The 25,381-nt window shown below is 35.1% G+C and carries 24 protein-coding genes, 2 pseudogenes and 1 other annotated feature; of the genes and pseudogenes, 18 read left to right on the top strand and 8 right to left on the bottom strand.

What is annotated here, in order from left to right; genetic code table 11:
- Window positions 1–179: 179 nt before the first annotated feature.
- From ccpA to motS, 3 genes are read left to right on the top strand one after another with little or no spacing between them, the layout of a single operon-like run.
- Window positions 180–1,175 (top strand): catabolite control protein A, encoded by a 996-nt coding sequence (gene ccpA / locus J2Z81_RS13800; RefSeq protein WP_029270845.1) that lies wholly within the window; start codon window positions 180–182, stop codon window positions 1,173–1,175.
- A gap of 48 nt (window positions 1,176–1,223) precedes the next feature.
- The gene (gene motP, locus J2Z81_RS13795) at window positions 1,224–2,051 is read left to right on the top strand and encodes a flagellar motor protein MotP (protein WP_029270847.1); all 828 of its coding nucleotides are present in this window, start codon (window positions 1,224–1,226) and stop codon (window positions 2,049–2,051) included.
- Window positions 2,041–2,814 (top strand): flagellar motor protein MotS, encoded by a 774-nt coding sequence (motS, locus tag J2Z81_RS13790; protein ID WP_226371603.1) that lies wholly within the window; start codon window positions 2,041–2,043, stop codon window positions 2,812–2,814. Before motP ends, motS begins: the two co-directional genes overlap by 11 nt.
- A 56-nt stretch (window positions 2,815–2,870) precedes the next feature.
- On the opposite strand, the gene J2Z81_RS13785 is transcribed toward motS, so the two are convergent.
- The 4 genes from J2Z81_RS13785 to J2Z81_RS13770 form a co-directional block, all read right to left on the bottom strand.
- On the bottom strand, window positions 2,871–4,031 hold the full coding sequence (locus tag J2Z81_RS13785) for an acetoin utilization protein AcuC (RefSeq protein ID WP_029270851.1): 1,161 nt from the start codon (window positions 4,029–4,031) through the stop codon (window positions 2,871–2,873).
- A complete protein-coding gene (locus J2Z81_RS13780; RefSeq protein WP_029270853.1) occupies window positions 4,021–4,680 on the bottom strand; it encodes an acetoin utilization AcuB family protein in 660 nt (219 codons plus the stop codon). The genes J2Z81_RS13785 and J2Z81_RS13780 overlap by 11 nt, the downstream gene beginning before the upstream one ends.
- A complete protein-coding gene (locus J2Z81_RS13775; protein ID WP_226371602.1) occupies window positions 4,681–5,334 on the bottom strand; it encodes a GNAT family N-acetyltransferase in 654 nt (217 codons plus the stop codon).
- A 496-nt stretch (window positions 5,335–5,830) separates the two neighbouring features.
- Window positions 5,831–8,242: a transglycosylase domain-containing protein gene (locus tag J2Z81_RS13770; protein ID WP_319023845.1), complete on the bottom strand. Its 2,412-nt coding sequence runs from the start codon at window positions 8,240–8,242 to the stop codon at window positions 5,831–5,833.
- Window positions 8,243–8,396: 154 nt separating this feature from the next.
- Window positions 8,397–8,616: a binding site (T-box leader), on the top strand.
- 51 nt (window positions 8,617–8,667) lie between these two features.
- Here J2Z81_RS13770 and tyrS point away from each other — a divergent pair.
- Window positions 8,668–9,939, top strand: a complete 1,272-nt coding sequence (tyrS, locus tag J2Z81_RS13765; protein WP_226371601.1) for a tyrosine--tRNA ligase — start codon at window positions 8,668–8,670, stop codon at window positions 9,937–9,939.
- A gap of 89 nt (window positions 9,940–10,028) precedes the next feature.
- Here the strand turns inward: tyrS and rpsD are convergent, their stop codons facing one another.
- Both rpsD and J2Z81_RS13755 read right to left on the bottom strand, forming a co-directional pair.
- Window positions 10,029–10,634, bottom strand: a complete 606-nt coding sequence (gene rpsD / locus J2Z81_RS13760; protein ID WP_226371600.1) for a 30S ribosomal protein S4 — start codon at window positions 10,632–10,634, stop codon at window positions 10,029–10,031.
- A gap of 249 nt (window positions 10,635–10,883) precedes the next feature.
- The gene (locus J2Z81_RS13755) at window positions 10,884–11,366 is read right to left on the bottom strand and encodes a GAF domain-containing protein (RefSeq protein WP_226371599.1); all 483 of its coding nucleotides are present in this window, start codon (window positions 11,364–11,366) and stop codon (window positions 10,884–10,886) included.
- 114 nt (window positions 11,367–11,480) lie between these two features.
- Between J2Z81_RS13755 and refZ the strand changes: the two genes are divergently transcribed.
- The 5 genes from refZ (at window position 11,481) to J2Z81_RS13730 (ending at window position 16,789) form a co-directional block, all read left to right on the top strand.
- Window positions 11,481–12,131, top strand: a complete 651-nt coding sequence (gene refZ / locus J2Z81_RS13750; RefSeq protein ID WP_226371598.1) for a forespore capture DNA-binding protein RefZ — start codon at window positions 11,481–11,483, stop codon at window positions 12,129–12,131.
- A 155-nt stretch (window positions 12,132–12,286) separates the two neighbouring features.
- Entirely contained in the window at window positions 12,287–13,978 is a 1,692-nt protein-coding gene (ezrA, locus tag J2Z81_RS13745) for a septation ring formation regulator EzrA (RefSeq protein ID WP_226371597.1), read from the top strand.
- Window positions 13,979–14,089: 111 nt separating this feature from the next.
- A complete protein-coding gene (locus J2Z81_RS13740) occupies window positions 14,090–15,232 on the top strand; it encodes a cysteine desulfurase family protein (RefSeq protein WP_226371596.1) in 1,143 nt (380 codons plus the stop codon).
- A gap of 6 nt (window positions 15,233–15,238) precedes the next feature.
- The gene (gene thiI / locus J2Z81_RS13735; protein ID WP_029268981.1) at window positions 15,239–16,444 is read left to right on the top strand and encodes a tRNA uracil 4-sulfurtransferase ThiI; all 1,206 of its coding nucleotides are present in this window, start codon (window positions 15,239–15,241) and stop codon (window positions 16,442–16,444) included.
- A 132-nt stretch (window positions 16,445–16,576) separates the two neighbouring features.
- Window positions 16,577–16,789, top strand: a complete 213-nt coding sequence (locus J2Z81_RS13730) for an alpha/beta-type small acid-soluble spore protein (protein WP_029268983.1) — start codon at window positions 16,577–16,579, stop codon at window positions 16,787–16,789.
- 99 nt (window positions 16,790–16,888) lie between these two features.
- Here the strand turns inward: J2Z81_RS13730 and J2Z81_RS13725 are convergent, their stop codons facing one another.
- Window positions 16,889–17,689 carry an NAD kinase gene (locus tag J2Z81_RS13725; RefSeq protein ID WP_226371595.1) on the bottom strand — a complete coding sequence of 267 codons (801 nt, stop codon included), beginning with the start codon at window positions 17,687–17,689 and terminating at the stop codon, window positions 16,889–16,891.
- 184 nt (window positions 17,690–17,873) lie between these two features.
- On the opposite strand from J2Z81_RS13725, the gene J2Z81_RS13720 reads away from it, so the two are divergent.
- The 6 genes and pseudogenes from J2Z81_RS13720 to J2Z81_RS13695 all read left to right on the top strand — a co-directional run bounded on the left by J2Z81_RS13720 (window position 17,874) and on the right by J2Z81_RS13695 (window position 22,465).
- On the top strand, window positions 17,874–18,479 hold the full coding sequence (locus tag J2Z81_RS13720) for a DUF2953 domain-containing protein (protein WP_226371594.1): 606 nt from the start codon (window positions 17,874–17,876) through the stop codon (window positions 18,477–18,479).
- A 21-nt stretch (window positions 18,480–18,500) separates the two neighbouring features.
- On the top strand, window positions 18,501–18,962 hold the full coding sequence (gene ytfJ / locus J2Z81_RS13715) for a GerW family sporulation protein (RefSeq protein ID WP_029268988.1): 462 nt from the start codon (window positions 18,501–18,503) through the stop codon (window positions 18,960–18,962).
- A 90-nt stretch (window positions 18,963–19,052) separates the two neighbouring features.
- Window positions 19,053–19,552 (top strand): annotated as a pseudogene (gene tpx / locus J2Z81_RS13710) (thiol peroxidase).
- A 164-nt stretch (window positions 19,553–19,716) separates the two neighbouring features.
- On the top strand, window positions 19,717–20,697 hold the full coding sequence (locus J2Z81_RS13705) for a class I SAM-dependent methyltransferase (RefSeq protein WP_029268992.1): 981 nt from the start codon (window positions 19,717–19,719) through the stop codon (window positions 20,695–20,697).
- 22 nt (window positions 20,698–20,719) lie between these two features.
- Complete coding sequence (locus tag J2Z81_RS13700; RefSeq protein ID WP_029268994.1) at window positions 20,720–21,907, top strand: acetate kinase; 1,188 nt, start codon at window positions 20,720–20,722, stop codon at window positions 21,905–21,907.
- 33 nt (window positions 21,908–21,940) lie between these two features.
- Window positions 21,941–22,465 (top strand): MogA/MoaB family molybdenum cofactor biosynthesis protein, encoded by a 525-nt coding sequence (locus tag J2Z81_RS13695; protein ID WP_226371593.1) that lies wholly within the window; start codon window positions 21,941–21,943, stop codon window positions 22,463–22,465.
- Window positions 22,466–22,572: 107 nt separating this feature from the next.
- Here the strand turns inward: J2Z81_RS13695 and J2Z81_RS13690 are convergent, their stop codons facing one another.
- Complete coding sequence (locus J2Z81_RS13690) at window positions 22,573–23,007, bottom strand: universal stress protein (protein WP_029268998.1); 435 nt, start codon at window positions 23,005–23,007, stop codon at window positions 22,573–22,575.
- Between the two features lie 130 nt (window positions 23,008–23,137).
- On the opposite strand from J2Z81_RS13690, the gene J2Z81_RS13685 reads away from it, so the two are divergent.
- The 3 genes and pseudogenes from J2Z81_RS13685 to J2Z81_RS13675 form a co-directional block, all read left to right on the top strand.
- Complete coding sequence (locus J2Z81_RS13685; RefSeq protein WP_198020929.1) at window positions 23,138–23,296, top strand: hypothetical protein; 159 nt, start codon at window positions 23,138–23,140, stop codon at window positions 23,294–23,296.
- A 305-nt stretch (window positions 23,297–23,601) separates the two neighbouring features.
- The gene (locus J2Z81_RS13680; protein WP_029269000.1) at window positions 23,602–24,993 is read left to right on the top strand and encodes an alanine/glycine:cation symporter family protein; all 1,392 of its coding nucleotides are present in this window, start codon (window positions 23,602–23,604) and stop codon (window positions 24,991–24,993) included.
- Between the two features lie 146 nt (window positions 24,994–25,139).
- Window positions 25,140–25,381: pseudogene (locus tag J2Z81_RS13675) on the top strand (alanine dehydrogenase); the annotation flags it as partial.

The following is a 25,381-nucleotide window of genomic DNA, read 5'->3' as shown; positions in this document are numbered from 1 at the left end:
GCAGAATAATTAATCATTTTAAAACCAAAGCAAAAAAGAATCCAGTATCTACTGAATTCTTTTTTCGCTATTTAGCCGAGTTTTGTCCCAGCCTCCTTATTTTTGTGTTTTTTTCAATCGTAGAGTATGATAAAGTTAATAGCGACAAGTGTTAGAGATCAGCGAGGAGGAAGAATGAAATGAATATAACAATATATGATGTAGCAAGAGAAGCAAATGTATCAATGGCAACTGTTTCTCGGGTTGTGAATGGTAATCCAAATGTTAAGCCGACAACACGCAAGAAGGTTTTAAATACGATTGAACAATTGGGGTATCGGCCAAATGCAGTTGCAAGAGGTTTAGCTAGTAAAAAAACAACAACAGTAGGAGCAATTATTCCAGATATATCAAGTATTTTCTTTGCAGAATTAGCCAGGGGAATTGAGGATATAGCTACAATGTATAAGTATAATATGATTTTGAGTAATTCTGACCAAAATAAAGATAAAGAATTACAACTTATAAATACGATGCTTGAAAAACAGGTAGATGGGATTTTATTTATGGGAGGAAATATTACGCAAGAACATGTTGAACAGTTTTCTAGTTCTCCTGTACCTGTAGTCTTAGCAGCAACATATGATGAAACCAACTCTATCCCATCTGTAAATATTGATTATGATGTGGCAGCATATGAAGCAACAAAGTTTCTAATCGGCGAGCATCATACACATCCTGCCTACATTTCTGGTGAAAAGGATTCACATATTAGTAAATTGAAATATAAAGGTTACGCAAGAGCGTTAGAAGAATCCTCTATACCTATAAAAGAAGAGTATATTGTACAAGGGGATTTTTCTTATCAGTCTGGTATTGAAGCAGCAAATGAATTATTGGAATTAGAAAATAAGCCAAACGCTGTTTTTGTTGCAGCTGATGAAATGGCATTAGGAGTAATTCATGGCGCACAAGATAAAGGGCTCAGTGTACCTCAAGATCTTGAAGTATTTGGCTTTGATAATACTAGGTTGGCAACGATGGTACGACCAACGTTATCAACGATTGTTCAGCCAATGTATGATATTGGTGCTGTGGCAATGCGTTTATTAACAAAATTTATGAATAAAGAAGAAGTTGTTGAGAAAAAAGTTGTTTTACCCCACAGAGTTATTGAGAGAAACTCAACTATATAAAATTAATGCCGATATATACTATAAATGATAGTTTGAGGAGAATATAGCATGAAAAAGAGAGATTTATTAACTCCAATCGGCATCACATTAGGTTTTATTATGATTATGTTAGCTATTTTATCGAAGGATGATTCGGGGGGGACCGCTTCCTTTATGGATATTTCATCCATATTTATTGTTATTGGCGGTTTAATTGCCTCATTGTTAATAAACTTCAAATGGGAGCAAATTAAATTAGTTGGAAAAATCTTTAGGAAAGCATTCTATCAAAATGGACAACAATTGCCTAATTTAATTAAAATACTTATACGTCTTTCAGAAAAGGCTAGAAGAGAAGGTTTGCTTGCACTAGAAACTGAATTAGATGATATAGAAGATCCGTTTCTTCGTAAAGGTATTATGCTAGCAGTGGATGGAATTGAGCATGATGTGATTCATGATATCATGGATGCGGAAATTACAGCATTAGAAGAACGACACTATAAAGGTAGAGAGATTATTGTGAAATCAGGTGAGTATGCACCTTCTTGGGGAATGATCGGTACATTAGTTGGTCTTGTTCTTATGCTGAGAAATCTACAGGATCCATCTTCCTTAGGACCAAATATGGCGGTCGCTTTATTAACTACACTTTATGGAACTGTTCTCGCCAACCTGGTCTTCCTTCCGATCGCTAACAAATTGGAAAATAAAACTGAGGAAGAGATATTTTATAAACAAATAATTATTGAAGGTATTATTGGAATTCAGTCCGGGCAAAACCCACGGATTTTAGAAGAAAAACTGAGCGCTTTTCTCTCTCGTGAAATGAAAACTACATTTGAAGAAACACGAGAACAAATTGCTTTCGACGAGGAGAATACGAATGAAGCGTAGAAGAATGAATAGAGGCAAAAACAGTGGAGCGCCTAAGTGGATGGTCACCTATTCAGATATGATTACGCTTATTCTTGTTTTCTTTATCCTTTTGTTTTCCATGTCTCAAATAGACTCTACCAAATTTGAAGCTATATCGGATTCATTTCGCAATCGAATGATTCTGGATTTTTACCCATCATCAATTCCAATGGAACATCCATCCGAAAATTCTGCACAAATGGCTAATAAGGATATCCAAAAAGAAATGAAGTCCGCTAAGTTCATAAACGAAATGAAATCAAAACAAGAAAATTCTTTAAACAAGTTGATGAAAGATGTGAAAGGATATCTAGATAAAAACGATTTAAATAATGTGATTTCTGCTAATAGAACGGAAAGAGGGGTTGTATTAGTCTTACAAGAGAGTATTTTGTTTGATACAGCCAAAGCGGATATTTTAGATCCTGGCAAAGAGTTCCTGGAAAAAATCGGCTCTCTTTTAGCAGAAATACCTAATAATGTTAGAGTTGAAGGTCATACGGATAGTAGACCAATAGCTTCCTATACTTATCCTTCCAATTGGGAATTATCTGGAGCTCGGGCAAGTAGTGTTACAAGATACCTAATAAATAACCATGATTTAGATGTAGCACGATTCAGTATTGCTGGTTATGGTGATACAAACCCTGTAGAACCAAATACAACAGGTGAGAATATGAGTAAAAACAGAAGAGTTGAGATTGTTATTTTAGAAGATGGGGAAGGATCTAACGTTGATTAAGATGATTAAAAGGAGATGACCTTAAAGAAGTCATCTCTTTATTGTTTTAAAACTATTTATCCATTTTTTGGTTTTGCATATTTTAGTGCATTTAATAAAAGTTTATTGTTTTTTTCATTAATTTCTTTCCTTCTTGGAATATCTGGGATAATCTTTTTATCATCATGCCATTTTTCTGGTAAGGAAACAGGAGATTTTTTTTGCCATTTTGTTATCCATTTGGATGGCATAGAACCTTCCTGCAACTTACCATTTTTCATAACATTCCATATCTGTGCCCATGCGCGGGGAACAACACGCCACATATCATAGCCACCACCGCCAAGAGCAATCCATTTGCCATTAGTGTAAGTATGTGCTAAATGATGGGCAAGCATCGGTATTTTTTCGTATGTTACCATCGTTGTACATAAATGAGTTAATGGATCAAAGCAATGAGCGTCAGCACCATTTTGTGTAACAATAACATCAGGCTTAAAAAATTCAATGATTTCCCTGAAAGCGGATTCATAAAGGTGTAAAAATGATTCATCTTGCGTAAAGGCATCTACAGGTAAATTAAACGCATAGCCATGCCCTTTTTTAATTCCACGTTCATTGGTGTTTCCAGTACCTGGAAAAAGGTATCTGCCGGTCTCGTGAATGGAAAGCGTACAAACATTCGGATCGTCATAAAATGCCCATTGAACTCCATCTCCATGGTGAGCATCCGTATCTACGTATAGTACTCTTAAGTTATATTTTTCGCGAATATATTTGATTGCTATGGCACCATCATTATAGATACAGAAGCCAGAAGCTTTTCCTTTAAACCCATGATGAAGTCCACCCCCTAAGTTAAGCGCATGATTCACATGATTTCCAAGTACAGCGTCTACTGCTGTTAATGTTGCACCAACCAGGTAACAGGATGCTTCATGCATATTTGGAAACATAGGTGTGTCCTCTGTTCCAATGCCATATTCCATCCCCTGGTTTTTTGTTAGTTTTCCAATACTAGCTTTTTTCACTGCTTCAATATAGGCATGGTCATGAAAAAGCAATAGCTCTTCGTCTTTTGCACTGCGAGGTTTCAGGATATCACTGTCTTCTAATGTATTTGCATACTGCAATAACTCTTTAGCCAATAATACCCTTTTTTGGTTAAAGGGATGATCCGGATAAAAATGATATTTTAAAAGTGCGTCTGAGTAAACAAATGCAGATTTACACTTCATAGTTTTGGAACTCCATTAAATTATTTGGCCACATTAGTTCATATCCCGCCTCTTTTAAATCTTGTATAACCGGTGAGGGATTCATTGTCTGGATACGAAATACAAGGACTTTATAATTTGGGTCATCTTTATATGGGTATACTAATAATGACGTAATGTTTGCTTTTCGCTTACCAAAAACAGCAGCAACCTCGGGCAGAATACCTGGTTTATGTGGCACTTTGACTTCAATGTGAGAGCTTTGGACATGAGTACCTGTCAATTGAATTAATGTATAAAACATATCTTTTTCTGTCACAATTCCTACGAGTTGATTTTTGCTGACAACAGGTAATGATGAAAACTCCTCATCATAAAATATACGAGCAATTTCTTCCACAAAATCTAATGGGTGTATTGTAATAACGGGATGACTCATAATGGTTTGAATTTCTTTATGAAGATCTGCTTGTTTTGGATTTTTGTCGAATATTGACGGACTTGCATCTCTTATATCACGGTCTGATACAATTCCAATGACGGATTGTTCCTCATCTACGATAGGAATATGTCTAATATGTTGTTCCTGTATTAATCGTAAGGCTTCTGCTATTGTTGCTGTCGGTGGAAGTGTTGTTACATTTGTTTGCATAATATTTTCTATGAACATTTAAAACCCCTCCCTCATATTCCGGTATTGATGCCGTTGTAAAAATCTTAGTTTATCAAATTGTTTAATTGATACGTCAGGAACATTTTTGCCAATACGAACCATAAGGCAATTCGCAGGATGAGAAATAATCTCTGGATCATCTGTAGGGGATGGTACTAATCCGCCAGCAGCCATCATCTTTTCCATAACCTTTCGATAATCCCAAATACTTAATTTTGTCCCTTTCATATCCCAATGCCAATAGTATTCAGTAGAAATGATAATATAATTTTCCATATATTCATCTGACATTGAGACCTGCAATAGTTTCGAAGCAATTTTTACTGCACGGTAAGCAGGGATTACTTCTATGGCTCCTAAAACAAGAAGATCTTCCATCTTGAATTTGGACCATCGTTCGAGTGGGTCTGCATGTAAATAAGTTACATATCCGATAATTGTGTGTTCGGTTCTGGCAATAACAATACGTCCTTCAGGAAAATCAGCGATACTTAAAATAGCTTCAAATTGCTTTGGAGCAGGTCGAAAAGCTGTTAAATCTTCATGGAAATGGTATTTTGCCAGTTCGCTCGAAGGCAGTGGCCCCTCAATGATGATTGTTCCATTAGGGGTGTTCACTTTTGAAGATTGATAGGTTTTTGTATGTTTCATTAACTCACCACCTGAGAATGTGTTGGGAAATCTTCAGTTTATTTATATTATACAAGATAGTGTATTAAATTTTTAGTATTTAGAACAATATATTGTTTATTACGAGAAAAAAGAAGAGGACAGACCCTCTTCTTTTTTTCTCGTAGTCTAGGAAATTATAAATCTTTGTACCTGTGCGTTAAGTGGGTCTAGCCACGTCCAGCTTCAGCGCCCATCGACTAGCGTGCCTTCCTTGTTTAAGGAAGGCCGACTAATTACGAACTTTGCGGCCAACGACGGCATACCGATGTTTCTTTTATCTCTTACGGTTCCGTCCAGTCCGTACGTCGCTATACGGGCGCTTGTACTTTTGTTCTTATCTACTTGATACAATATTTAGCTATACTTCTTAATGGACTAAATATAAGAATTTTTAATAGATTTTAGAGCGGGCATTTATTTTCCGTAATACCTAACGCTTTTTTATTTGATCGCTAAAAGCAGCATGTATTTCTGTCTAGTCTTTTTGTGGAAATAATTTACTGAGATCGTCTAATTCGTCATAGCCATGTTCTTCTAAAAAGTCACGGTTGAATAATACGCCGTTTCCTTTTTTGGGTTTTTTCCGCTTACTCTTTTCGGACTTTCCGCTAATTAGACTATCATCTTTTTCCGTTGGTACGTATTTTTCGTTAAACAAATCTGCCTTGACAAGTTTTGCTTTCCTACATAGGTCTGTAGGTAGTTTCCCGGAAGGTGCACAATAGCTGCGCTCAACAATACCGTTTGGACGTTTGAATTTTTCTTTTGGAGTAACTAGATCTGGATTAATTTCAGATGCACTGTTAATCAGCTCAGTCCAAAGCTTCATATTTCGCTGACTATAACTTAATGAACAGCCCGGACAATCATCTAAGCCATGGTTACTATCATAACCTATCCAAGCGCCAAACGTTACATTTGGATTTGTACCTACAAACCATGCGTCTTTATAATCATTTGACGTTCCTGTTTTTCCGGCCCAGTCAACATCGTTATGTTTTAATTGTGATTTTATATATGTGCCAGTTCCTTTATTGATTACATCTCGCATGATGTCTAGCGTTAAATAAGCTGTTTCTGGAGAAAATACCTTTACTGGTTCGGACTCATGTTTATAGATGACTTCTCCATCACTTGTCGTTATTTTTTCAATCATGTAGGCATTCCTAAATTTTCCGTCATTACCAAACGTTGAAAAGGCATTAGTATTTTCTTCCACAGTGACCCCGTGTGTTGTCCCGCCAATTGAAAGGGATGGGAATGTATACTCGTCATCCGAGATAGTAGTAATCCCCATTTTTTCCATATATTTTTTTCCTAGATTACCATCTATTAATTGTTTATAAACTCTTACCACAGGAATGTTATATGAATTCGTAAGCGCCTCCCGGGCAGAAACGAGACCATGCTCCCCTTTTGCGTAGTTGTCTGGTAGCCAGCCATCACTTGGCATTTTGAAATCTGCCAGTGGTGTTCCCGGTTGAATAATACCTTCTTCAAAAGCTGGGGCGTACGTAAGGATCGGTTTCATTGTACTACCATTTGATCGTTTAGATTGAGTAGCGAAATTTACTTGATTCTCTTTGCTGTAATCACGACCACCTACAAAGCTGATTATTTTTCCAGTGTGGTTCTCAATTAAGACTGCGCCTGCTTGGACAGGATCTGTTATTTCTTCTCCGTTTTCATCAATTGCAGTAATATCAGGACCAAAATGCTGATAATTTTTTACGACCTCTTGGAATTTATTATATATTTCCTTATCTATTGTTGTGTGAATTTTATATCCATTTCTTCGTAAAGCGCGATCTGCATATTTTGTATATTGTTTGTTTAACTTTTGATCACTTTTTAAATCCTCTTTCGTATATCCGTCTTTTTTAGCTAGTATGTTTTTTAAAATAAATTTAGCTCTCTTTTGGACTTCATCTGCGAAATAGGATTTTTGTGGATTTTTCTTTGGTTTTTCAATGAAATCATCTATAATATCATAATCTATTGCTTTTTTATATTCTTTTTTCGTAATATAGCCTTCCTCATACATCCGATTTAAAACAGTTTTCATTCGGTTTAATCCTGGTTGTAGATTTTCCTTATCTTTTAGCTTTCCTTCATTTGTAAAGGGTGTATAGTATGAAGGGCTTTGTGGCAGCCCTGCTAAAAATGCTGCCTGTGGTAAGTTTGCATCTTCCGCGTCTACACCAAAGATTCCTTTGGCTGCAGTTTGTACGCCAGCAACATTCCCACCTGATGCTTCACGGCCATATGGAATTATATTTAAGTAAGCTTCTAATATTTGGTCTTTTGTAAAGAAATTTTCTAGGCGAAGTGCCAAAAGGATTTCTTTTGCTTTACGGTCAAAAGACACTTCATTTGTCAGTATTTGATTCTTTATAAGTTGCTGAGTCAGTGTGCTTCCACCTGTTTTAACATTTGAATTTGTTACTTCTTGAACAATGGCTCGAACGATAGCTTTTGGTACAACGCCTTCATGTTCATTAAAATATTGATCCTCTGTTGCAATAACGGCGTTGATTAAGGTATCAGAAACCTGATCTAAAGAAACCTCTTCTCGGTATATATCTGAGCGCACATCTCCATAATATTTCCCGTCGCTAAAATAAAGTTTTGAAGTTTCTTCATAATTATAAATATCTTTTTTCATATTTTCATAGCTTCGAATGGGTTCGTCTTTAACTAGGGAAGCAAAATAGCCGGCACCCATCCCGCCAATGAAAAATAATCCAATAAAAGCTGTAAGGAGTAAAAGTAAAATAATATTCCACATAATGTCATATGTAATACGAAAATTCTTTTGCAATTTCTCATTCTTTACTATCGATTTAATTTTAGTATAATATCTTCGAAGTGTTTCTTTAAGATCCACGGTTAACCTCCTAAAATGATGTTCAATCGAACATCAAAAATACATTATTATTATAGCATACAAGAAATTTTAGGTGTAGATAGGTGAGATGAGGATATATACTATTGCTTTTTGGTGTAAAATATGGTAAGAATATATATTATAATATAATAATTAAATTGCGAAGAAAGATCGAAGTAGTTTTGTGAATCCCTATAAAAGAGAACTGGCGGTTGGTGCGAGCCAGTATATATTTACAGACGAATTACAATCTCGAGCATCAACTTTAGTTCGATTATTTAGAGCTAAAGAGACGGTGATTTCATCGTTAACAATACCAAAGTGGCAAAAATTTTTGCAACAAGGGTGGTAACGCGTATAAACTCGTCCCTTATGATGATTAGGGATGAGTTTTTTTATTTAAAAAATGGTGAGGTGTGTAATGAATGGATATTTTACAGGATTTAGAAAAACGGGGATTAATTCAACAAACAACAGACTGGGAAGGACTTAAAAAGCATTTGACAGATAGACAGGTCACATTGTACTGTGGGTTTGATCCAACAGCAGATAGTTTACATATCGGTCATTTATTGCCGATTGTTATGTTAAAAAGGTTTCAGCGGGCAGGGCATAAGCCAATCGCATTGATCGGCGGAGGAACAGGAATGATCGGAGATCCTAGTGGTCGGTCTAGTGAACGTTCCCTAAATAGTGCTGATGTTGTAAAAGGATACAGTGAAAAGATTAAACAGCAATTAGCTAAAATATTAAACTTTGATCATGGGGAAAATGCAGCTGTTGCTCGTAATAATCATGATTGGCTGGCGAGTATGACCATTATTGACTTTTTAAGAGACGCTGGTAAACATTTTGGAATTAACTATATGCTAGCAAAAGAATCTGTTTCAGCTCGCATTGAACAAGGAATTTCCTATACAGAGTTTAGCTATATGATTTTACAATCTCTTGATTTTCTGAAATTATATGAAGAAGAGAATTGCACATTACAAATAGGCGGAAGTGATCAGTGGGGGAACATAACAGCTGGTATGGAATTTATTCGTCGTTCCCGTGAAGATAAAGATGAAGAAGTAACGGCTTTTGGATTGACTGTTCCATTGATCACGAAAGCGGATGGAACTAAATTTGGCAAAACCGCTGGCGGTGCTGTATGGTTAGATCCTAATAAAACAACAGCTTATGAGTTTTATCAGTTTTGGTTTAATACGGATGACCGGGATGTTATGAAATTCTTGCATTATTTCACGTTCTTAGAAGAGGATGAATTAAATCTTTTGCAAGCAGAGGTGGAAAATAATCCGGAGAATCGTATTGCACAAAGACGTTTAGCAGAAGAAATGACAAAATTGGTTCATAGTCAATCAGCGTTAGAACAAGCCCAAAAAATATCTACTTCATTGTTTAAAGGTGATTTGAAACAACTGTCTGGCAATGATATTGAGCAAGGATTTAAAGACGTTCCGACTTATGAAATGGAAAAAACAGATATCGGTTTAATCGATCTTCTTGTAAATGCTTCTATATCCTCGTCAAAAAGACAGGCGAGGGAGGATATTAATAATGGAGCTATTTATATTAATGGAGAGAGACAGCAAGACCTACAATATGTTATTACAGCAAATGACCGCATTGAAGATAGATTTACTGTTATTAGACGTGGAAAGAAAAAGTACAATTTAATTCAATATAAATAAACAAATGAAGGTTGTATGAGCATATATGTTATGCATACAGCCTTTTATACCATAAAAAAACTGTTCACAAATAGTGAACAGTTTTTTTATTAATGACGTGAATAGAACTCTACGATAAGCGCTTCATTGATTTCTGCTGGTAATTCAGAACGCTCAGGGTAACGAACATAACTTCCTGTCATTTGATCCGCGTCAAAATTAAGATACTCAGGTACAAAATTGTTTACTTCAATAGCCTCTTTAATAATATCTAAGTTCTTCGCTTTTTCTCTTAATCCAATTTCTTGAGCTGGTTTTAAGCGGAATGAAGGGATGTCTACACGGCTGCCATCCACAGTGATATGTCCGTGATTTACAAGCTGACGAGCTTGCTTACGTGTACGTGCAAGACCTAGGCGATAAACAATATTATCTAGGCGGGATTCAAGTAGAATCATAAAGTTTTCACCGTGAACACCTTTCATTTTTCCTGCTTCATTAAACAAGTTAAGGAATTGGCGTTCATTCAGTCCATACATATAGCGTAACTTTTGCTTCTCTTGAAGCTGTAAGCCATATTCAGAAATCTTTCTACGTTGATTAGCACCGTGTTGCCCAGGAGCATAAGGGCGCTTATCTAATTCTTTACCTGTACCAGTTAATGAAATGCCAAGACGTCGTGATTTTTTCCAAACGGAACCAGTAAAACGTGACATAGGACATTTCCTCCTTTTATTTTATTTGCATAAAATAAATCGACCGTGTTCCTAACTGTTGTTCATTATGTTTTCATGTACCATCGCTCCAGCAGCAGAGAGTTACACGATACACCTCCTAAGTAGAGGAACAAAATGATAGCAACCAGCGGTTCACATAGGCTACCTTATTATTTTACACAAAGAATAGTATATAAGTTATAGATACAGAAGTCAACACTATTATTTTTTATAGAATAATAAATGATGCTAGTTGAGAAATTTTTCTAAAGCAGCTGTGAATTTTTGAAGGTGTGTTTCGTCCAGTTCATCAAAACGATTTGTTACTGGGCTATCAACATCTAAAACACCATATATCGTATCTTGAACAAAGATAGGGACGACAATTTCCGATTTACTTGCACTATCACAAGCGATGTGTCCTGGAAACTGCGTGACATCGTTGACTCTTAGTGTTTTACGCTCTTTAACAGCTGTCCCGCAAACTCCCTTTCCAAACGGTATTCTTATGCATGCTGGTAAGCCTTGAAACGGACCAAGTACTAACTCATTATCTTTCCAGAGATAGAAGCCCACCCAATTTACTTCCGATAAAAACTGATTTAGTAACGCGGTTGCATTTGATAGTATTGCAATAGGGTCTTCCTCATCTTTTGATAATGCAGTTAATTGCTTCAGTAATAAAGTATAATCGTTTACTCTATTTCCAGAGTATGTAACAGTTTCAAACAAAAAATCTTCCTTTCTTTTGATGTACTTCGACAAATTCTAAAAGTATTTGTCGAGGGAAAATGGAAGGATATCTACAATCTTTGTCGTAATTGTGAATTAAGGAGTTGAATTGCAATGAAAGCTAACTCATCGAAACAAAAGGTTATTGATGCTGCTTCTGTACTATTTTTTCAAAATGGTTTCCATGGAACATCCGTGAGGGATATTGCCGATAGAGCTTCTGTTAATGTCTCTTTAATAAGCTATTATTTCAAAAGTAAACAGGGTTTATTAGAGTATGCAGTCACTCAATATTATGAAGCTTATTTAGAAATAATAGAAAATACGTTAAAACAAGCAAACTCATTAACATCTATGGAAAAATTAAAAAAATTAATATTTGCCATTATACAGTATAAACAGAGTAATCATCAATTCACCTGCTTTATCCACCGGGAATTATCCTTAGATTCTGTTTTTGTAAGAGAAATGGCAGTTACCTATTTAGCAAAAGAAAATTATTTTATAAGCAATACATTTTTTGATATACTTAAACAAAATAAGCAGAAAGTGGAAAACTCGCAATTTTTGTTAATGCAATTAAAAGGTATGCTTATTACTCCATATGTTCTGCAAAATGAATGGAAAGACCATGTTGTAGGTGAATCTTCACAAAATTATTTTGTGAAAAAATATGTGCAAACAATACATCAATGGTTAGATTTTATTCTCGTTACAAAAGATGAAAATTACACAGCAAATAATTTCGTTTCAAAAAATGAATAAAGCACTATTTTATTCATTTTTTTTAGCCAAAAATGATATGAACATGGTATTATAGGATTAGCCATGCTAAAATTGTCGGTTTTTGATACCTGTTTTTCAAGAGAGACTCAAACGAAAAAATCCTCTTATACAGGAATATAGTTAGGAGGCAGCTTATGGCATATATCATAGGAATCATACTATTAATTATTGCACTAATTATTGTAGGGCTTATATTAAGAAAACGGGTATACGATGAAGTTGATCAACAAGAAAATTGGAAGATGGATATACTAGATAGAGATGTTGCTGCTGAGCTTTCAAAAATAAAGAAATTAAATTTATCCGGCGAAACACAAGAAAAATTTGAATCTTGGAAAGAACGCTGGGAGATAATAATAACAAAAGAATTATCCAACGTTGAAGATATGTTAGTTAAGGCAGAGGAGTTCGCAGATCGTTACCGGTTTTCAAATGCTAAAAAATTACTGCGAAAAAATGAACAAGATCTAAATACGATTGAAAATGATATTGAAAAAATACTTAATGAACTAGAAGAGCTCCTAGAATCAGAAAAGTCCAGCCGTGAAGATGTTGAAACACTACGACCAAACATTAAATATCTTCGCCGAAAACTATCTCAACACCGCTATCAATATGGAAAAGCAGAGTCTGTTTTTGAATCAAGAATTGACGAGATGGAGCAAGCATTTATTAAATACGATGAATTGGCGGGTTGTGGTAATTATTTTGAAGCTAAGGATTTAGTAAACAATTTAAAACAAGAATTGGAACAATTGATTTCTCAAATCGATGAATTCCCTGAAATATATAGGAAATGTAAACATGACTTACCTGCGCAATTGGATGAGCTGCTCACTGGTTTAAAAGAAATGAAAAGTGATGGGTATCGCGTCAGTCATCTTGGTTTTAAAAAAGAGATTCATGACTACCAAAAGCGCTTGTTGGATGGTATTTCGTCCCTGGAAAAAGGAAATACATCCGAGGTGAAAATTCTTATAGAAGAAATTGAAAATAGAATTTCGGAGATGTATCAACTTCTGGAAAAAGAAGCAATTGCTAAAAGTTATATGGAAGCTAAAATTCCAAAATATCAATCAACATTAGATGAATTAGGTGCTTCCTTTTATGATACAAAAACCGAAGTGGAAAACATGAAAAAGGCTTACTACTTTGAAGATAGTGATATGGAAAGGTATTTAGCATTAGATAAAACAATAGCTCATTTAGAAAAACAGCTAGAAGAATTTTCAAATGCTATGGAAAATGAGAATATTGCCCACTCCGAATTAAGAGAACGACTAGATGAAGGTTTTCAGCAAATGGCAGAGTTACAAGAAAAACATGAAGCATTTAAGAAACGTATCCACAATTTGCGTAAAGACGAAATCGAAGCAAAAGAAACGTTAGCAGAAATACAAAATAATATTTATGATACAAATCGTAAATTGAAAAAAAGCAATATACCTGGAGTACCAAACTTCATTTGGAACATGATGGAAACGGCAGCTGGGAAAAATAAAATAGTAATGAAGGCGTTAGAGAAGCAGCCGCTTGAAATTGCTGAAGTGCAACAAGCGCTTACTGAAGCCAAATTAACTGTTGATAAAACGATGGAACAAACGGATTTGCTTCTTGAACAAGCTGCATTAACCGAACAAGTGATTCAATATGCAAATAGATATCGAAGCAGTTATCCAGAACTAGCTGCAAAATTAAATGAAGCTGAAAGATTATTTAGATCATTTGAATATGAACTTGCTTTAGAGCAGGCTGCAAATGCAGTGGAAGAAATAGAACCAGGTGCTTTACAAAAGATTGAAGTGCCTCAGGAAGTTTTGAATTAAAAATGATTGACATAGGCTGTCTTATAGAAGGGGAGAGGGAAAATCCCAATTTATAAGTCAGCCTTGATTATTTATATAGATCTTAGAGAAAATTGGTAAGGAGTTTAAACAATGATTTATTTAGATAATAGTGCAACAACAAAACCAAATCCTGCTGTATTAGAAAGTTATAGACACATATCAGAAATGATGTTTGCTAATCCCTCCTCGATTCACCAATTTGGCGGTGAATCGGAAAAATTGTTATTTAAGGCTAAAGATCAAGCATCATACTTACTAGGGGTGAGCCGAGGTGAAATAATTTTTACTTCCGGGGGGACGGAAGGAAATAATTTAGCTATAAAAGGAATTGCATTAAAACACCAAAAACGTGGAAAACATATTATAACCTCAACAATCGAACATCCTTCCGTATATAATACATGTAATAGTTTAGAATCCTTAGGATTTGAAATAACTTATTTACCTGTCAATGAAAAGGGAGAAGTATCTACAAAAGAACTTAAAAGTGCCATTCGCAATGACACTATACTAATAAGTATTATGCATGTTAATAATGAACTTGGTACGATTCAGCCAATTGAGGAAATCAGTCAAATTGCTAAAAAGCATCCCAAACTATTTTTGCATGTGGATGGCGTACAAGGTTTAGGAAAAGTCCCTTTATCATTAGATAATAGCGGAATCGACCTATGTACATTTTCAGGACATAAAATTCACGGATTAAAAGGCACTGGGATCTTGTATGTAAAAAACGGTACCACGTTATTTCCACTATTTCATGGCGGAAATCAAGAAAGTGGCATACGTTCTGGCACTGAAAATTTAGCTGGATCAGTATCATTGGTGAAAGCACTAAGGTTAATGAAAGAACGCGAAAAAAAAGAACTGGCGGACTTATACGATATACATCAGAACTTACGAAAAAGATTGGAAGAAATAGATGATGTGAAAATGAATACACCTTGTCAAAATGTTGCACCACATATTATAAACATATCTATACCAGGACTGAAACCGGAAGTGATGATTCATACGCTAGGAGAAAAAGATATTTTTATTTCCACAAAATCCGCTTGCTCATCAAAGCAGAAAGAGGAGAGTAAAGTACTAGCTGCATGCGGATTAGATGAAAAGAGGACGACATCCGCTTTACGAATTAGCTTATCCTATGATACAACAAAAGAGGAAATTTCATGTTTTTTAGAAGAATTAAAAGAAGCAATACAACAATTAAAAGAAATAATGGAGTAGATAATCATGCAATACGATCATATATTAATACGGTATGGAGAATTGGGACTGAAAGGGAAAAATATCAAGAAGTTTATTGTAAAGTTACAAGAAAATATTCAACATAAATTAAAAGAATTTCCCGATGTTAAAGTGAAACGAACCCAAGGAAGAATGTTTGTTTTGTTAAATGGTCATGATCCAGAGCCAGTTATAACAAAGTGCAGGGACATTTTCGGTATTCGAAGTCTTAGCTTAGCAATAAAGGTGGATAATGATATTCAAAAAATAAAGGATGCAGCTTTATTTGCATTGAAGAACGGGAAAGATGTTCAAACGTTTAAAATATCTGTAAAAAGAATCAATAAAAATTTTCCAATATCTTCACAGGAAATGAATCAAGTATTAGGCGGTCACTTACTTGCAAACACGTCCGATTATACAGTAGATGTTCATCATCCTGATTTGACCATAAGAGTCGAAATAAGAAACGAAGCAACGTACATTACGTCTGATATAATTTTAGGATTAGGTGGACTTCCAGTAGGGACATCCGGAAAGTCTTTATTATTATTATCAGGTGGTATTGATAGTCCAGTCGCAGGTTACTTGGCAATGAAGCGCGGTGTTCAAATTGAAGCAATACATTTTCACTCTCCGCCATTTACAAGTGAGAGAGCGAAACAAAAAGTAATTGATATTGCTGAAAAATTGACTGCCTTTGGAAATACAATTAATATTCATTTTGTACCTTTCACAAAGTTACAACAACAGATTTTTCATGATATTCCTGAAGGTTATGCGATGACTGTTATGCGGCGTATGATGATGCGTATTGCTCAAAAGGTCTGTGAAAAAGAATCAATCCTATCCATTACTACAGGAGAAAATCTAGGTCAAGTTGCAAGTCAAACGATGGAAAGTATGAATACAATTAATGAAGTGACAAACTACCCGATTATTCGACCGTTAATTACAATGGATAAAGATGATATTATACAACTCTCCAAAAAAATTAATACGTATGATATTTCAATTAGACCACATGAGGATTGTTGTACGATATTTGTACCTAAATCTCCAAAGACTAGACCAAAGCGAGATAAAGTGAATAACATGGAATCCAAATGTAATTATACGTTTCTACTTGAAGAAGCAATTAATGGCATTGAAGTAATGAAAATAAATGATGACCAAGTAAATTCAAAAGATGTATTCGATCATCTTCTATAAGGTTTGAAAAGAAGCGAGTATAGCATTATATAAATATTTTTTTACGGAAAAATTACAACAACTTCCAGTCTAAAATATGAATGAATTCCCTCCTTGTCGCACAATATAAAAGTACCAAGGAGGTGAAACATCATGGCAAACAATAATAGTAACAATTCAAATCAATTGGTGGTTCCTGGTGCGGAACAAGCATTAAACCAAATGAAAACTGAAATTGCACAAGAGTTTGGTGTACAACTTGGTGCTGATTCTACTTCTCGCGCTAACGGATCTGTTGGTGGGGAAATTACAAAACGTCTCGTTCAAATGGCTGAACAACAATTTGGCGGCATGAATCAACAATAAATAAATATGAAATGGCTTAAGGGCTATTCCTCAAGAGGGGATAGCCCTTCGTTAATTCGTTTTACTATCGATAAAAAGGTGTAATTCCATATAAGCTTCTTACAAGAAAGTTCTTTTTACTCGATCCCAAAATGAATTATTTTTTAATTTCACGGTTTTTATTAATTTATCACTTAGTCTTACATTAATACTTTTAATATTTTGTATGGAATAAGCTTCATTATCTAATCCAATAATCGGGTAATCGTTACCATCCTGTAAAATACGCAGGGATAATTTTCTGTTTTGGTTTAATACAAAGGACGACCCTAGTGTACGATAACGATTATTATTGATGGATGCTAGTTCAGATACTTGAAAACATGGAAGAAGCGGATCGATAACAGCACCATTCGTGGACTTATTGTAGCCTGTGCTTCCGGTAGGTGTGGCCACAACCAATCCATCACCTCGAAATGTTTCGAAATACTTATCATCAATAAACACATCGATTACAATTGTTTTTATAATCGTTGATCGTATACTTACTTCATTAAGGCAGTGGAATAAAGTATTCCCATTAACTTCCACATTAATAACCGGAAAACGGCGTACTTCTAATTCTTCATGTTCAATTGTATAAAGCATCTCATCAAAGTTTTCCAAATTAAAATCACAATAGAGTCCAGCTTCTTCAGCGTAAGTTATGCCCGTATATAAACAGTCTTGACGGAAACCTGTCTTTCTTACAGCCTGTAAAAATGTGCCATCTCCGCCGATGCTAACGATAATATCAGCATCGTTGGCTTCCTCAACAATTGTAAAATTATTTTGTTGTGTTCGTTTAAACAATGACTGAATGATACTTTCCAATTCATTGTTTTTCTTATAGTAAAAATATATTTTATTTCTTTCAGGCACTCGGTATCATCTCCTCCAAAATAAAGTATCTACTTTCATTCATTTTACACTGAGCTGGTTATAAAGACCAATGAAGGCATATCACATGTTTTTTATTAAAAGGTTTAAAATTGATAAATTGTAGCAAAATAGTTATATATGATTCATTATTTTTAATACCTTTAAAAATAAAGGGGTAAGATTGATGGTGTTGATGTGGATAATTTTTATTCTTGTCATTATTGTTTTCCTTTTCTTTTATTCCAATATGTATTTTTCATTCCGGTTTACATATACAAGTCATCAATTGGTGTGTACCATAGAAATATATTTGTATCGTTTGCGTATATTTCAACAAGAGATTAAGTTAGATGATAACAATGAGGATAATGAAATCTGGCGTATTTGGAAAGACAAAAGTTTACAGGAACTAATTGATGTGTTTCAAGCCGATTGTCGCAATGTTTTTCAAAAAATGGGTGATTTGAATTGTTTTGTTCGGTCTATTTTTCAAAAAATAAGTGTGCATGAATTGAAATGGTTTACACATGTTGGAACAGGAGAGGCAAGTACGACTGGTTTAGCTGCAGGCAGCATATGGGCTTTTAAAGAAGTTTTGGTTGGATTTATTTCTAACCAAAGTAAAATTTATTGTAAACCGAAGATAGGCGTACATCCATATTTCCAATTTAAATGTATTCAGTCTACTTTTAATTGCATTGTCTCCGTTAAAATAGGACAAGCTATACACGTATTTCTGAAAGCAATGCGGAAAACTTCGTTTAGAAAAGAAGCTGCTTTTATAAAATAAATATGTTAGGAGGCTCACTTTATGGAGGAACATCCAATACAAGGTTTAATGACGACAGCAATGGAAAATATAAAAAATATGGTTGAAGTAAATACTATTATTGGGGATCCGGTAGAATCACCAGACGGTAGTGTAATAATACCTGTATCAAAATTAGGTTTCGGGTTTGCTGCAGGTGGAAGTGAATTTAACTCAAATCAAAGTGAAGACAATTCTGGTGAAGCTACGTTACCATTTGGAGGTGGAAGCGGTGGGGGTGTTTCTATTACTCCTGTAGCATTTTTAATTGTAAATAGCCGAGGAATAAAAATGATTCATTTAAATGAAAGCACACATATTTATGAAAAAATGTTAGATTTTGCTCCTAAGGCTGCGGACAAAATTCAGGAAATCATACAAGAATCAAATAAATCTAAAAATGATCATAAACAAAAAGTAAAAAAGAAAGATTCCATGAACTTTAATACAGACTATGATATTTAAAAGTAAAGATTATCTATCCTATTATTGGACATCTTCCAGTTATTTTATCATAATGAAAGAAGATTATCATAATTATAGGAGGGATAATTGATGGCTAAAGTTACATTTCAGCAAGATCCAGTTACTCTACTTGGTCAAGAAATTAAAGAAGGAGATCAAGCACCAAACTTTACTGTCTTATCGAACGATCTTAAGGAAGTAAATCTAAACGATTATAAAGGTAAGGTGAAGTTGATCAGTACAGTCCCCTCTCTTGATACTGGTGTATGTTCTGAAGAAACAAAGCGTTTTAATGAGGAAGCCAGTAAATTAGAAAACGTGCAGATTTTAACGATAAGTATGGACTTGCCATATGCACAAACACGTTGGTGTGCTGCTAATGGAATTAAAAACCTTGACACTTTATCAGACACAGGGATGCAGAACTAGGGGAAAAATATGGAGTTCTCATTAAGGAGTTACGTTTATTGACTAGAGCTATTTTTGTAGTTGATTCAAACGATAAAGTAACTTATATAGAGTATGTAGATGAAGTTACGAACCATCCTGACTACGAAAAAGCAATTAATGCAGTAAAACAGGCGAAGTAAACACTTGGATAAAGTCTCTCTCATCTTACAATGGGGGGAGGCTTTTTCTTCTATAAACAGAAAGTGTTTCATACTATCATTCGTTTGTACATTAGTATGCTACATTTGATACAATAGAGAGGATTGATAACCTCTTTACAGGAAAGAATGGGGGACAAATTTGAATGGATGAAATAAAAGTTGAATCACTTTTCGAGTGGTTAGATAGAACAACCCAAATAATACATGAACAACAAGACGAGCCATATTTAGATAGTTTGGCAGTAACATTAGAAACTCTTTTTTATCAAGATGTTTCTGCAGAAATAGATGATTTACTGAAGTATAAATTGCAATCTGCTTTAAAAAAGGTTGACTTAACTACATACCAAATAGAAGACATTCGAAAAGCAACCCAGTTAGCAATTTTAAAAGGAATGAAGGGTTCTACGCAGCAACAACATCTAATGACACCGGAAGCAGTGGCTCTGTTTGTAGGTTATATTTCAGAAAAGCTTATGAAAGGAAAAGATAAAATACGTATTTTTGATCTTGTTAGTGGGACGGCAAACCTCTTGTTAACTGTAATGAATCAACTTGAACAGCCAGCAGAAGCCTTCGCCAGCGAAATAGATCCTACACTCATTAAGTTAGGAGTATTAAACGCTAATTTGCAGCAAAAACAAGTAGAATTCTTCCATCAAGATAGTTTACGGCCGTTTTTAGTGGACCCAATAGATCTAATCATTGCCGACTTACCGGTAGGGTATTATCCAGATGATATCCGGGCAAACGATTTTCAATTGAGCGCAGATAAAGGTCATTCTTATGCCCATCACTTATTAATAGAACAGGGCATGAATTATACGAAAGAGGCAGGTTATTTAATTTTTGTTATCCCTGACTTTTTATTTGATAGCGATCAGTCAGACAAGCTTCATGCTTATATTCAAGAATATGCCCATATCATTGGGGTTATTCGTCTTCCTGAAAGTGCATTTAAATCCAAGAAAAATGTGAAAAGTATTTTCATTCTCCAAAAGAAAGGGAAGGATACACAAGGACCAAAGCAACCACTGCTTGCTAATCTTCCCTCCTTTAACAATACAAGGGAAATGGGAGACATTTTAGACCAAATGAACGGGTGGTTTAAGCAGTATATTTGAAGTGACGATGAAGGGGATAATTATGAATAATATATTGGCGATTAACGCAGGAAGCTCATCACTGAAGTTTCAGTTGTTTCAAATGCCAGACGAAAAGGTATTAGCAAAAGGGCAAATTGAAAGAATTGGATTGCCAAATGCTGTTTTTACAATCGAAAAAGCAGATGAAAAAGATGAAGAAGTAAGTAATATTTCTAATCATGAGGAAGCTGTTACTATATTACTTAGAAAGTTACAGGCTTCTGGCATTATTAAATCACTTAAGGAAATTCATGCGGTTGGACATAGGGTTGTGCATGGTGGGGAGCGATTTAAAGAATCTGTCATCATTGATGACCAAGTAATTAAAAATATTGATGAGATTTCTTCATTTGCCCCGTTGCACAATCCAGCAAATCTAACAGGTATTCGTGCATTTCAGAACGTTTTGCCGACTGTACCAATGGTTGTTGTCTTTGACACTGCTTTTCATCAAACAATGCCCGAAAGTTCATTTTTATACAGTTTGCCATACAGATATTATGAGGAATATGGCATTCGTAAATACGGGTTCCATGGCATATCTCATCAATACGTTAGCGAACGTGCAGCTGAATTACTTGGGATGCCTCTTGAACAGCTGCGGCTTATATCTTGTCATCTTGGTAATGGAGTTAGTATTACAGCTGTGCAAAACGGAAAATCCCTAGATACATCCATGGGATTTACTCCACTTGCAGGTGTTACAATGGGAACACGATCTGGAGATTTAGATCCAGCTTTAATTCCATATATTATGGAAAGAACGGGAAAATCGGCAGATGAAGTTATTCATGTTTTGAATGAAGAGAGCGGTATGCTTGCATTATCTGGGTTTTCAAGTGATCTAAGGGATATAGAGGCACGTGCTGAAGAAAAAGATAAGCGTGCGGAACTGGCACTGGAAGTTTTTGCAGGAAGAATACATAGTTATTTAGGTTCTTATGCTGCACGAATGTCGGGAGTAGATGCGATTATATTTACCGCTGGGGTTGGTGAAAACAGTGATCTGGTACGTGAAAAAGTGCTAAAAGGCTTAGAATTCATGGGGGTATACTGGGATCCTGTGTTGAATCAAATTCGTGGAAAAGAAGCATTCATAAATTATTCACATTCTCCAGTGAAAGTGGTCGTTATACCCACTAATGAAGAAATCATGATCGCTCGTGATACATTTCGTTTAACCGTGTAAGCATACATTACTTTAAGGGAGGGGATGTTAGGAATGTCTGTTCATAGTCATAAAAGTAGAAAAAAATCAGTTGCCTGTATGATACTTACAATCAGTGATACGCGTGCATCTTCTACAGATAAAAGTGGAAATTTGATGGTTGAACGCTTGGAAAAAGAAGGTCACAGAGTAATAAAAAAAGAGATTGTATCAGATGATGTTAAAGCCATTCAAAGGAGTGTGAGCGAAGGTTGTGAAAGTCCTGAGGTTGATGTTATTTTAACGAATGGTGGAACTGGAATATCTTTTCGTGATGTTACTATTGAAACAATTCGAAATATGCTGGATAAAGAGATACCAGGGTTTGGTGAGTTGTTTCGAATGTTAAGCTACCAAGAGGATATTGGTTCCGCTGCCATGATGTCTCGTGCTGTAGCAGGCGTTATTCACCACACTGCAATTTTTGCAACACCAGGTTCATCAGGTGCGGTAAAACTAGCAATGAATAAATTAATTTTACCTGAGCTTTCACATGTTGTAACAGAAATTAAAAAGGATTTAACCACAGAAGAAAAATAGCGCCTGCAAGAGAGGCGTTATTTTTCTCTTCTAAAACATAATGTTCAAGAAGGGGAAATCATGTTTTTACCTTGAAGTAACTTTAATTCGGGGTAAACTGTTCTTAATTATCGGACAACAAGTACATCACATGAGGCATGCCTTGCTATGTTTTCCGATACACTGCCGATTAAAAAGCGTTCCACCGCATTTAACCCCGTAGCTCCACAAATAATTAAATCTGCATCAAAATTTTTTGCAATATCTTTTGCAATTTTAATTTTTGGAGAACCGTATTCCACACATTTTACTAAATCGTCCAGATTGGCTGCTTTTGCTTCATCAATATAACGATCTAATAACTCTGCTGCATATTCATCTGCACGCTCGGCCAATGTCCTATCATATGCTTCAGCTGTTGCGAAGGTTCTCGAATCGACTACATGGGCAATGATTAAACGGGCATTATTATTTTTAACAATATTGAGCGATTTTTTAAAAGCCTTTTCCGATGCTTCCGATCCGTCAACAGCCACAACAATATTTTTATAATCTAAATTCATATATGCTCTCCCCTTTCATAGAACAATTCCCCTTCTATCTCTATTATAATCTTTATTTATCATAAGTTGGAAAATTTTTAACCGTTTTTGTTACAAATATGTGTACATAATAGTTAATGGAGGTGAAGGTATGTCTGAAAAAAATAAAAAACAGCGAAAAAACTTTTTTGACGAAAAAGGTGTTTCAGCTGTGCAAAATCAATTAAATGAGAGTTATCAGAGTGGTGTGATTGAGGATCAATTGAAGAACAATAAGGGCATATATACATTTAACAACCAAAAGAAGTAACATGAAAGAGAATGCGTTTTTAAGATAAGTCATCTCGTTTCTTAAAGAGATGACTTATTTTTTATAATAATACAAAATTTGACGAAAAACGACATCTTCAGTAATATATTTATGTCTCGATTATAACAACTTTATTTATAAGGGGGATTTTTTGTAAAACTGAAATGAATGAAAGCGTTTAAACCCAGCTTTATTTCTCTAGTGACATCATAACTGCATTATACTGTAATTGAAAATAATTGTATGTGCTTATCCAAACAGGGAAATACAAATCACTAACACGAATTAATAGGAGAGGATATGCATTGCTCAATATACTTGAAAAAATTAACGGATTTCTTTGGGGGGCTCCAAGTTTACTATTATTAGCCGGAACCGGTTTATTTTTAACCTTTGTATTAAAAGGCTTACAAATACAAAAACTTGGTTATGCTTTTAAATTAGCATTTACAAAAGATAAAGATAAATCAGCAGAAGGGGATGTTAGCAATTTTAAAGCATTAATGACTTCCCTTGCAGGTATGATAGGTAATGGAAATATTGCTGGTGTAGCAACAGCCATCACGTTAGGGGGCCCTGGTGCTATATTTTGGATGTGGGTAGTTGGACTGCTTGGCATGGCAACAAAATATGCTGAAGCTCTACTCGCTATGAAATACCGCGTTAAGAATGAAACAGGGGAGTATTCCAGTGGTCCGATGTATTATATAGAAAGAGGGTTAGGCAAAAAGTGGAGACTTTTAGCCTATGCTTTTGCGATCTTTGGAGCTTTTGCTGCACTTGGTATCGGAAATAGTGTACAGTCTAATACAATAGCAGACGTAATGAGCAATAGTTTTCATGTTAATGGTTTAACAACAGGTATTATTCTTGTTATATTAACTTCATTGATCATTTTTGGTGGGTTAAAGCGAATAAGTGCAGTAGCTGGTGTGTTTGTTCCGGTAATGGCGGTGTTTTATATTGTTGCAGCCATCATTATTATCGGTATAAATTACGACCAAATTATTCCGGCATTTGCGTTAATATTTAAACATGCATTTTCCCCTATATCAGCAGCAGGTGGATTTTCGGGAATTGTCGTAACAGAGGCAATACGACATGGTGTTTCAAAAGGAATTTTTTCTAACGAAGCAGGTCTTGGTACAGTTGCTTTGATCGCAGGAAATGCCAAAACTAGCCACCCTGTAAAACAGGCATTAGTAGCAATGACAGGGACATTTATTGTAACCATCATCGTTTGTACAATGACGGGGCTTGTATTGATTGTCACTGGTTTTTGGGATGCCTCTGGAGGTTTAATATCTGGAGTAGCACATGATCCTACATTAGAAGCTGGTGCTTTAACAAGCGCAGCGTTTGGCTCTTCTTTGGGAGTCGTTGGCGAATATATTGTTTCATTGTCTGTTGTATTTTTTGGTTTTTCAACTATTATTGCTTGGTATGTGTATGGAGTAAAATGTTTTGAGTATATGTTTGGAGTAAAACATATTAAAATTTATCGAGTCATTTATGTTGGAGCAACTTTTATAGGAACTATTGCTAGTTTAACAACTGTTTGGGCTTTCGCTGATATGGCTAATGCTTTGATGATGATACCGAACCTCATCGGTCTATTGTTGTTATATAAAATTGTAAAAGAAGAGACAGATAATTATTTTGCTGATCCTATTACTAAGGAGCTGAAAAGCTCATAACAAGTAATAAGCAGCAGGAGGCTCATTTGAGAAATAAACTGGCATGTAGATTGACAAAGAATTAAACTATCATATATATTGATAGATGGATGTGTTTTTAATTTAACAATCTACTACATAACATCAAAATAAAAGGTGGGATTATCATGAAAATAGGAATACCTAAGGAAATAAAAAACAATGAAAATCGTGTTGCCATGACTCCTTCAGGTGTTGTAACACTGAAAAATGCTGGTCATGAGGTTTTTATAGAAGCGGGGGCAGGTCTAGGCTCTGGCTTTACAGATGAAGAGTATACAAATGCTGGAGCATCCATTGTTTCAACAGCCCAAGAAGCTTGGGAAAAAGAAATGGTTATGAAAGTAAAGGAACCGCTTCCTGAGGAATA

Origin of the sequence: Virgibacillus alimentarius, assembly GCF_017874635.1 — a bacterium.
Lineage (GTDB): Bacteria > Bacillota > Bacilli > Bacillales > Amphibacillaceae > Virgibacillus_B > Virgibacillus_B alimentarius.
Note: the sequence above shows the minus strand (reverse complement) of the source record. Positions and strands in the feature narration are given on the sequence as shown.

Excerpts from the sequence above, each read along its gene's own strand:
- refZ (WP_226371598.1), top strand. The coding sequence starts at position 11,481 with ATGAAAGCTAACTCATCGAAACAAAAGGTTATTGATGCTGCTTCTGTA.
- ytfJ (WP_029268988.1), top strand. The coding sequence starts at position 18,501 with ATGGAGGAACATCCAATACAAGGTTTAATGACGACAGCAATGGAAAAT.
- J2Z81_RS13700 (WP_029268994.1), top strand. The coding sequence starts at position 20,720 with ATGAATAATATATTGGCGATTAACGCAGGAAGCTCATCACTGAAGTTT.
- J2Z81_RS13775 (WP_226371602.1), bottom strand. The coding sequence starts at position 5,334 with ATGAAACATACAAAAACCTATCAATCTTCAAAAGTGAACACCCCTAAT.
- J2Z81_RS13730 (WP_029268983.1), top strand. The coding sequence starts at position 16,577 with ATGGCAAACAATAATAGTAACAATTCAAATCAATTGGTGGTTCCTGGT.
- ezrA (WP_226371597.1), top strand. The coding sequence starts at position 12,287 with ATGGCATATATCATAGGAATCATACTATTAATTATTGCACTAATTATT.
- rpsD (WP_226371600.1), bottom strand. The coding sequence starts at position 10,634 with ATGTCACGTTTTACTGGTTCCGTTTGGAAAAAATCACGACGTCTTGGC.
- J2Z81_RS13695 (WP_226371593.1), top strand. The coding sequence starts at position 21,941 with ATGTCTGTTCATAGTCATAAAAGTAGAAAAAAATCAGTTGCCTGTATG.
- motP (WP_029270847.1), top strand. The coding sequence starts at position 1,224 with ATGAAAAAGAGAGATTTATTAACTCCAATCGGCATCACATTAGGTTTT.
- J2Z81_RS13720 (WP_226371594.1), top strand. The coding sequence starts at position 17,874 with ATGGTGTTGATGTGGATAATTTTTATTCTTGTCATTATTGTTTTCCTT.
- ccpA (WP_029270845.1), top strand. The coding sequence starts at position 180 with ATGAATATAACAATATATGATGTAGCAAGAGAAGCAAATGTATCAATG.
- J2Z81_RS13785 (WP_029270851.1), bottom strand. The coding sequence starts at position 4,031 with ATGAAGTGTAAATCTGCATTTGTTTACTCAGACGCACTTTTAAAATAT.
- J2Z81_RS13705 (WP_029268992.1), top strand. The coding sequence starts at position 19,717 with ATGGATGAAATAAAAGTTGAATCACTTTTCGAGTGGTTAGATAGAACA.
- tyrS (WP_226371601.1), top strand. The coding sequence starts at position 8,668 with ATGGATATTTTACAGGATTTAGAAAAACGGGGATTAATTCAACAAACA.
- J2Z81_RS13740 (WP_226371596.1), top strand. The coding sequence starts at position 14,090 with ATGATTTATTTAGATAATAGTGCAACAACAAAACCAAATCCTGCTGTA.
- motS (WP_226371603.1), top strand. The coding sequence starts at position 2,041 with ATGAAGCGTAGAAGAATGAATAGAGGCAAAAACAGTGGAGCGCCTAAG.
- J2Z81_RS13780 (WP_029270853.1), bottom strand. The coding sequence starts at position 4,680 with ATGTTCATAGAAAATATTATGCAAACAAATGTAACAACACTTCCACCG.
- J2Z81_RS13685 (WP_198020929.1), top strand. The coding sequence starts at position 23,138 with ATGTCTGAAAAAAATAAAAAACAGCGAAAAAACTTTTTTGACGAAAAA.
- thiI (WP_029268981.1), top strand. The coding sequence starts at position 15,239 with ATGCAATACGATCATATATTAATACGGTATGGAGAATTGGGACTGAAA.
- J2Z81_RS13690 (WP_029268998.1), bottom strand. The coding sequence starts at position 23,007 with ATGAATTTAGATTATAAAAATATTGTTGTGGCTGTTGACGGATCGGAA.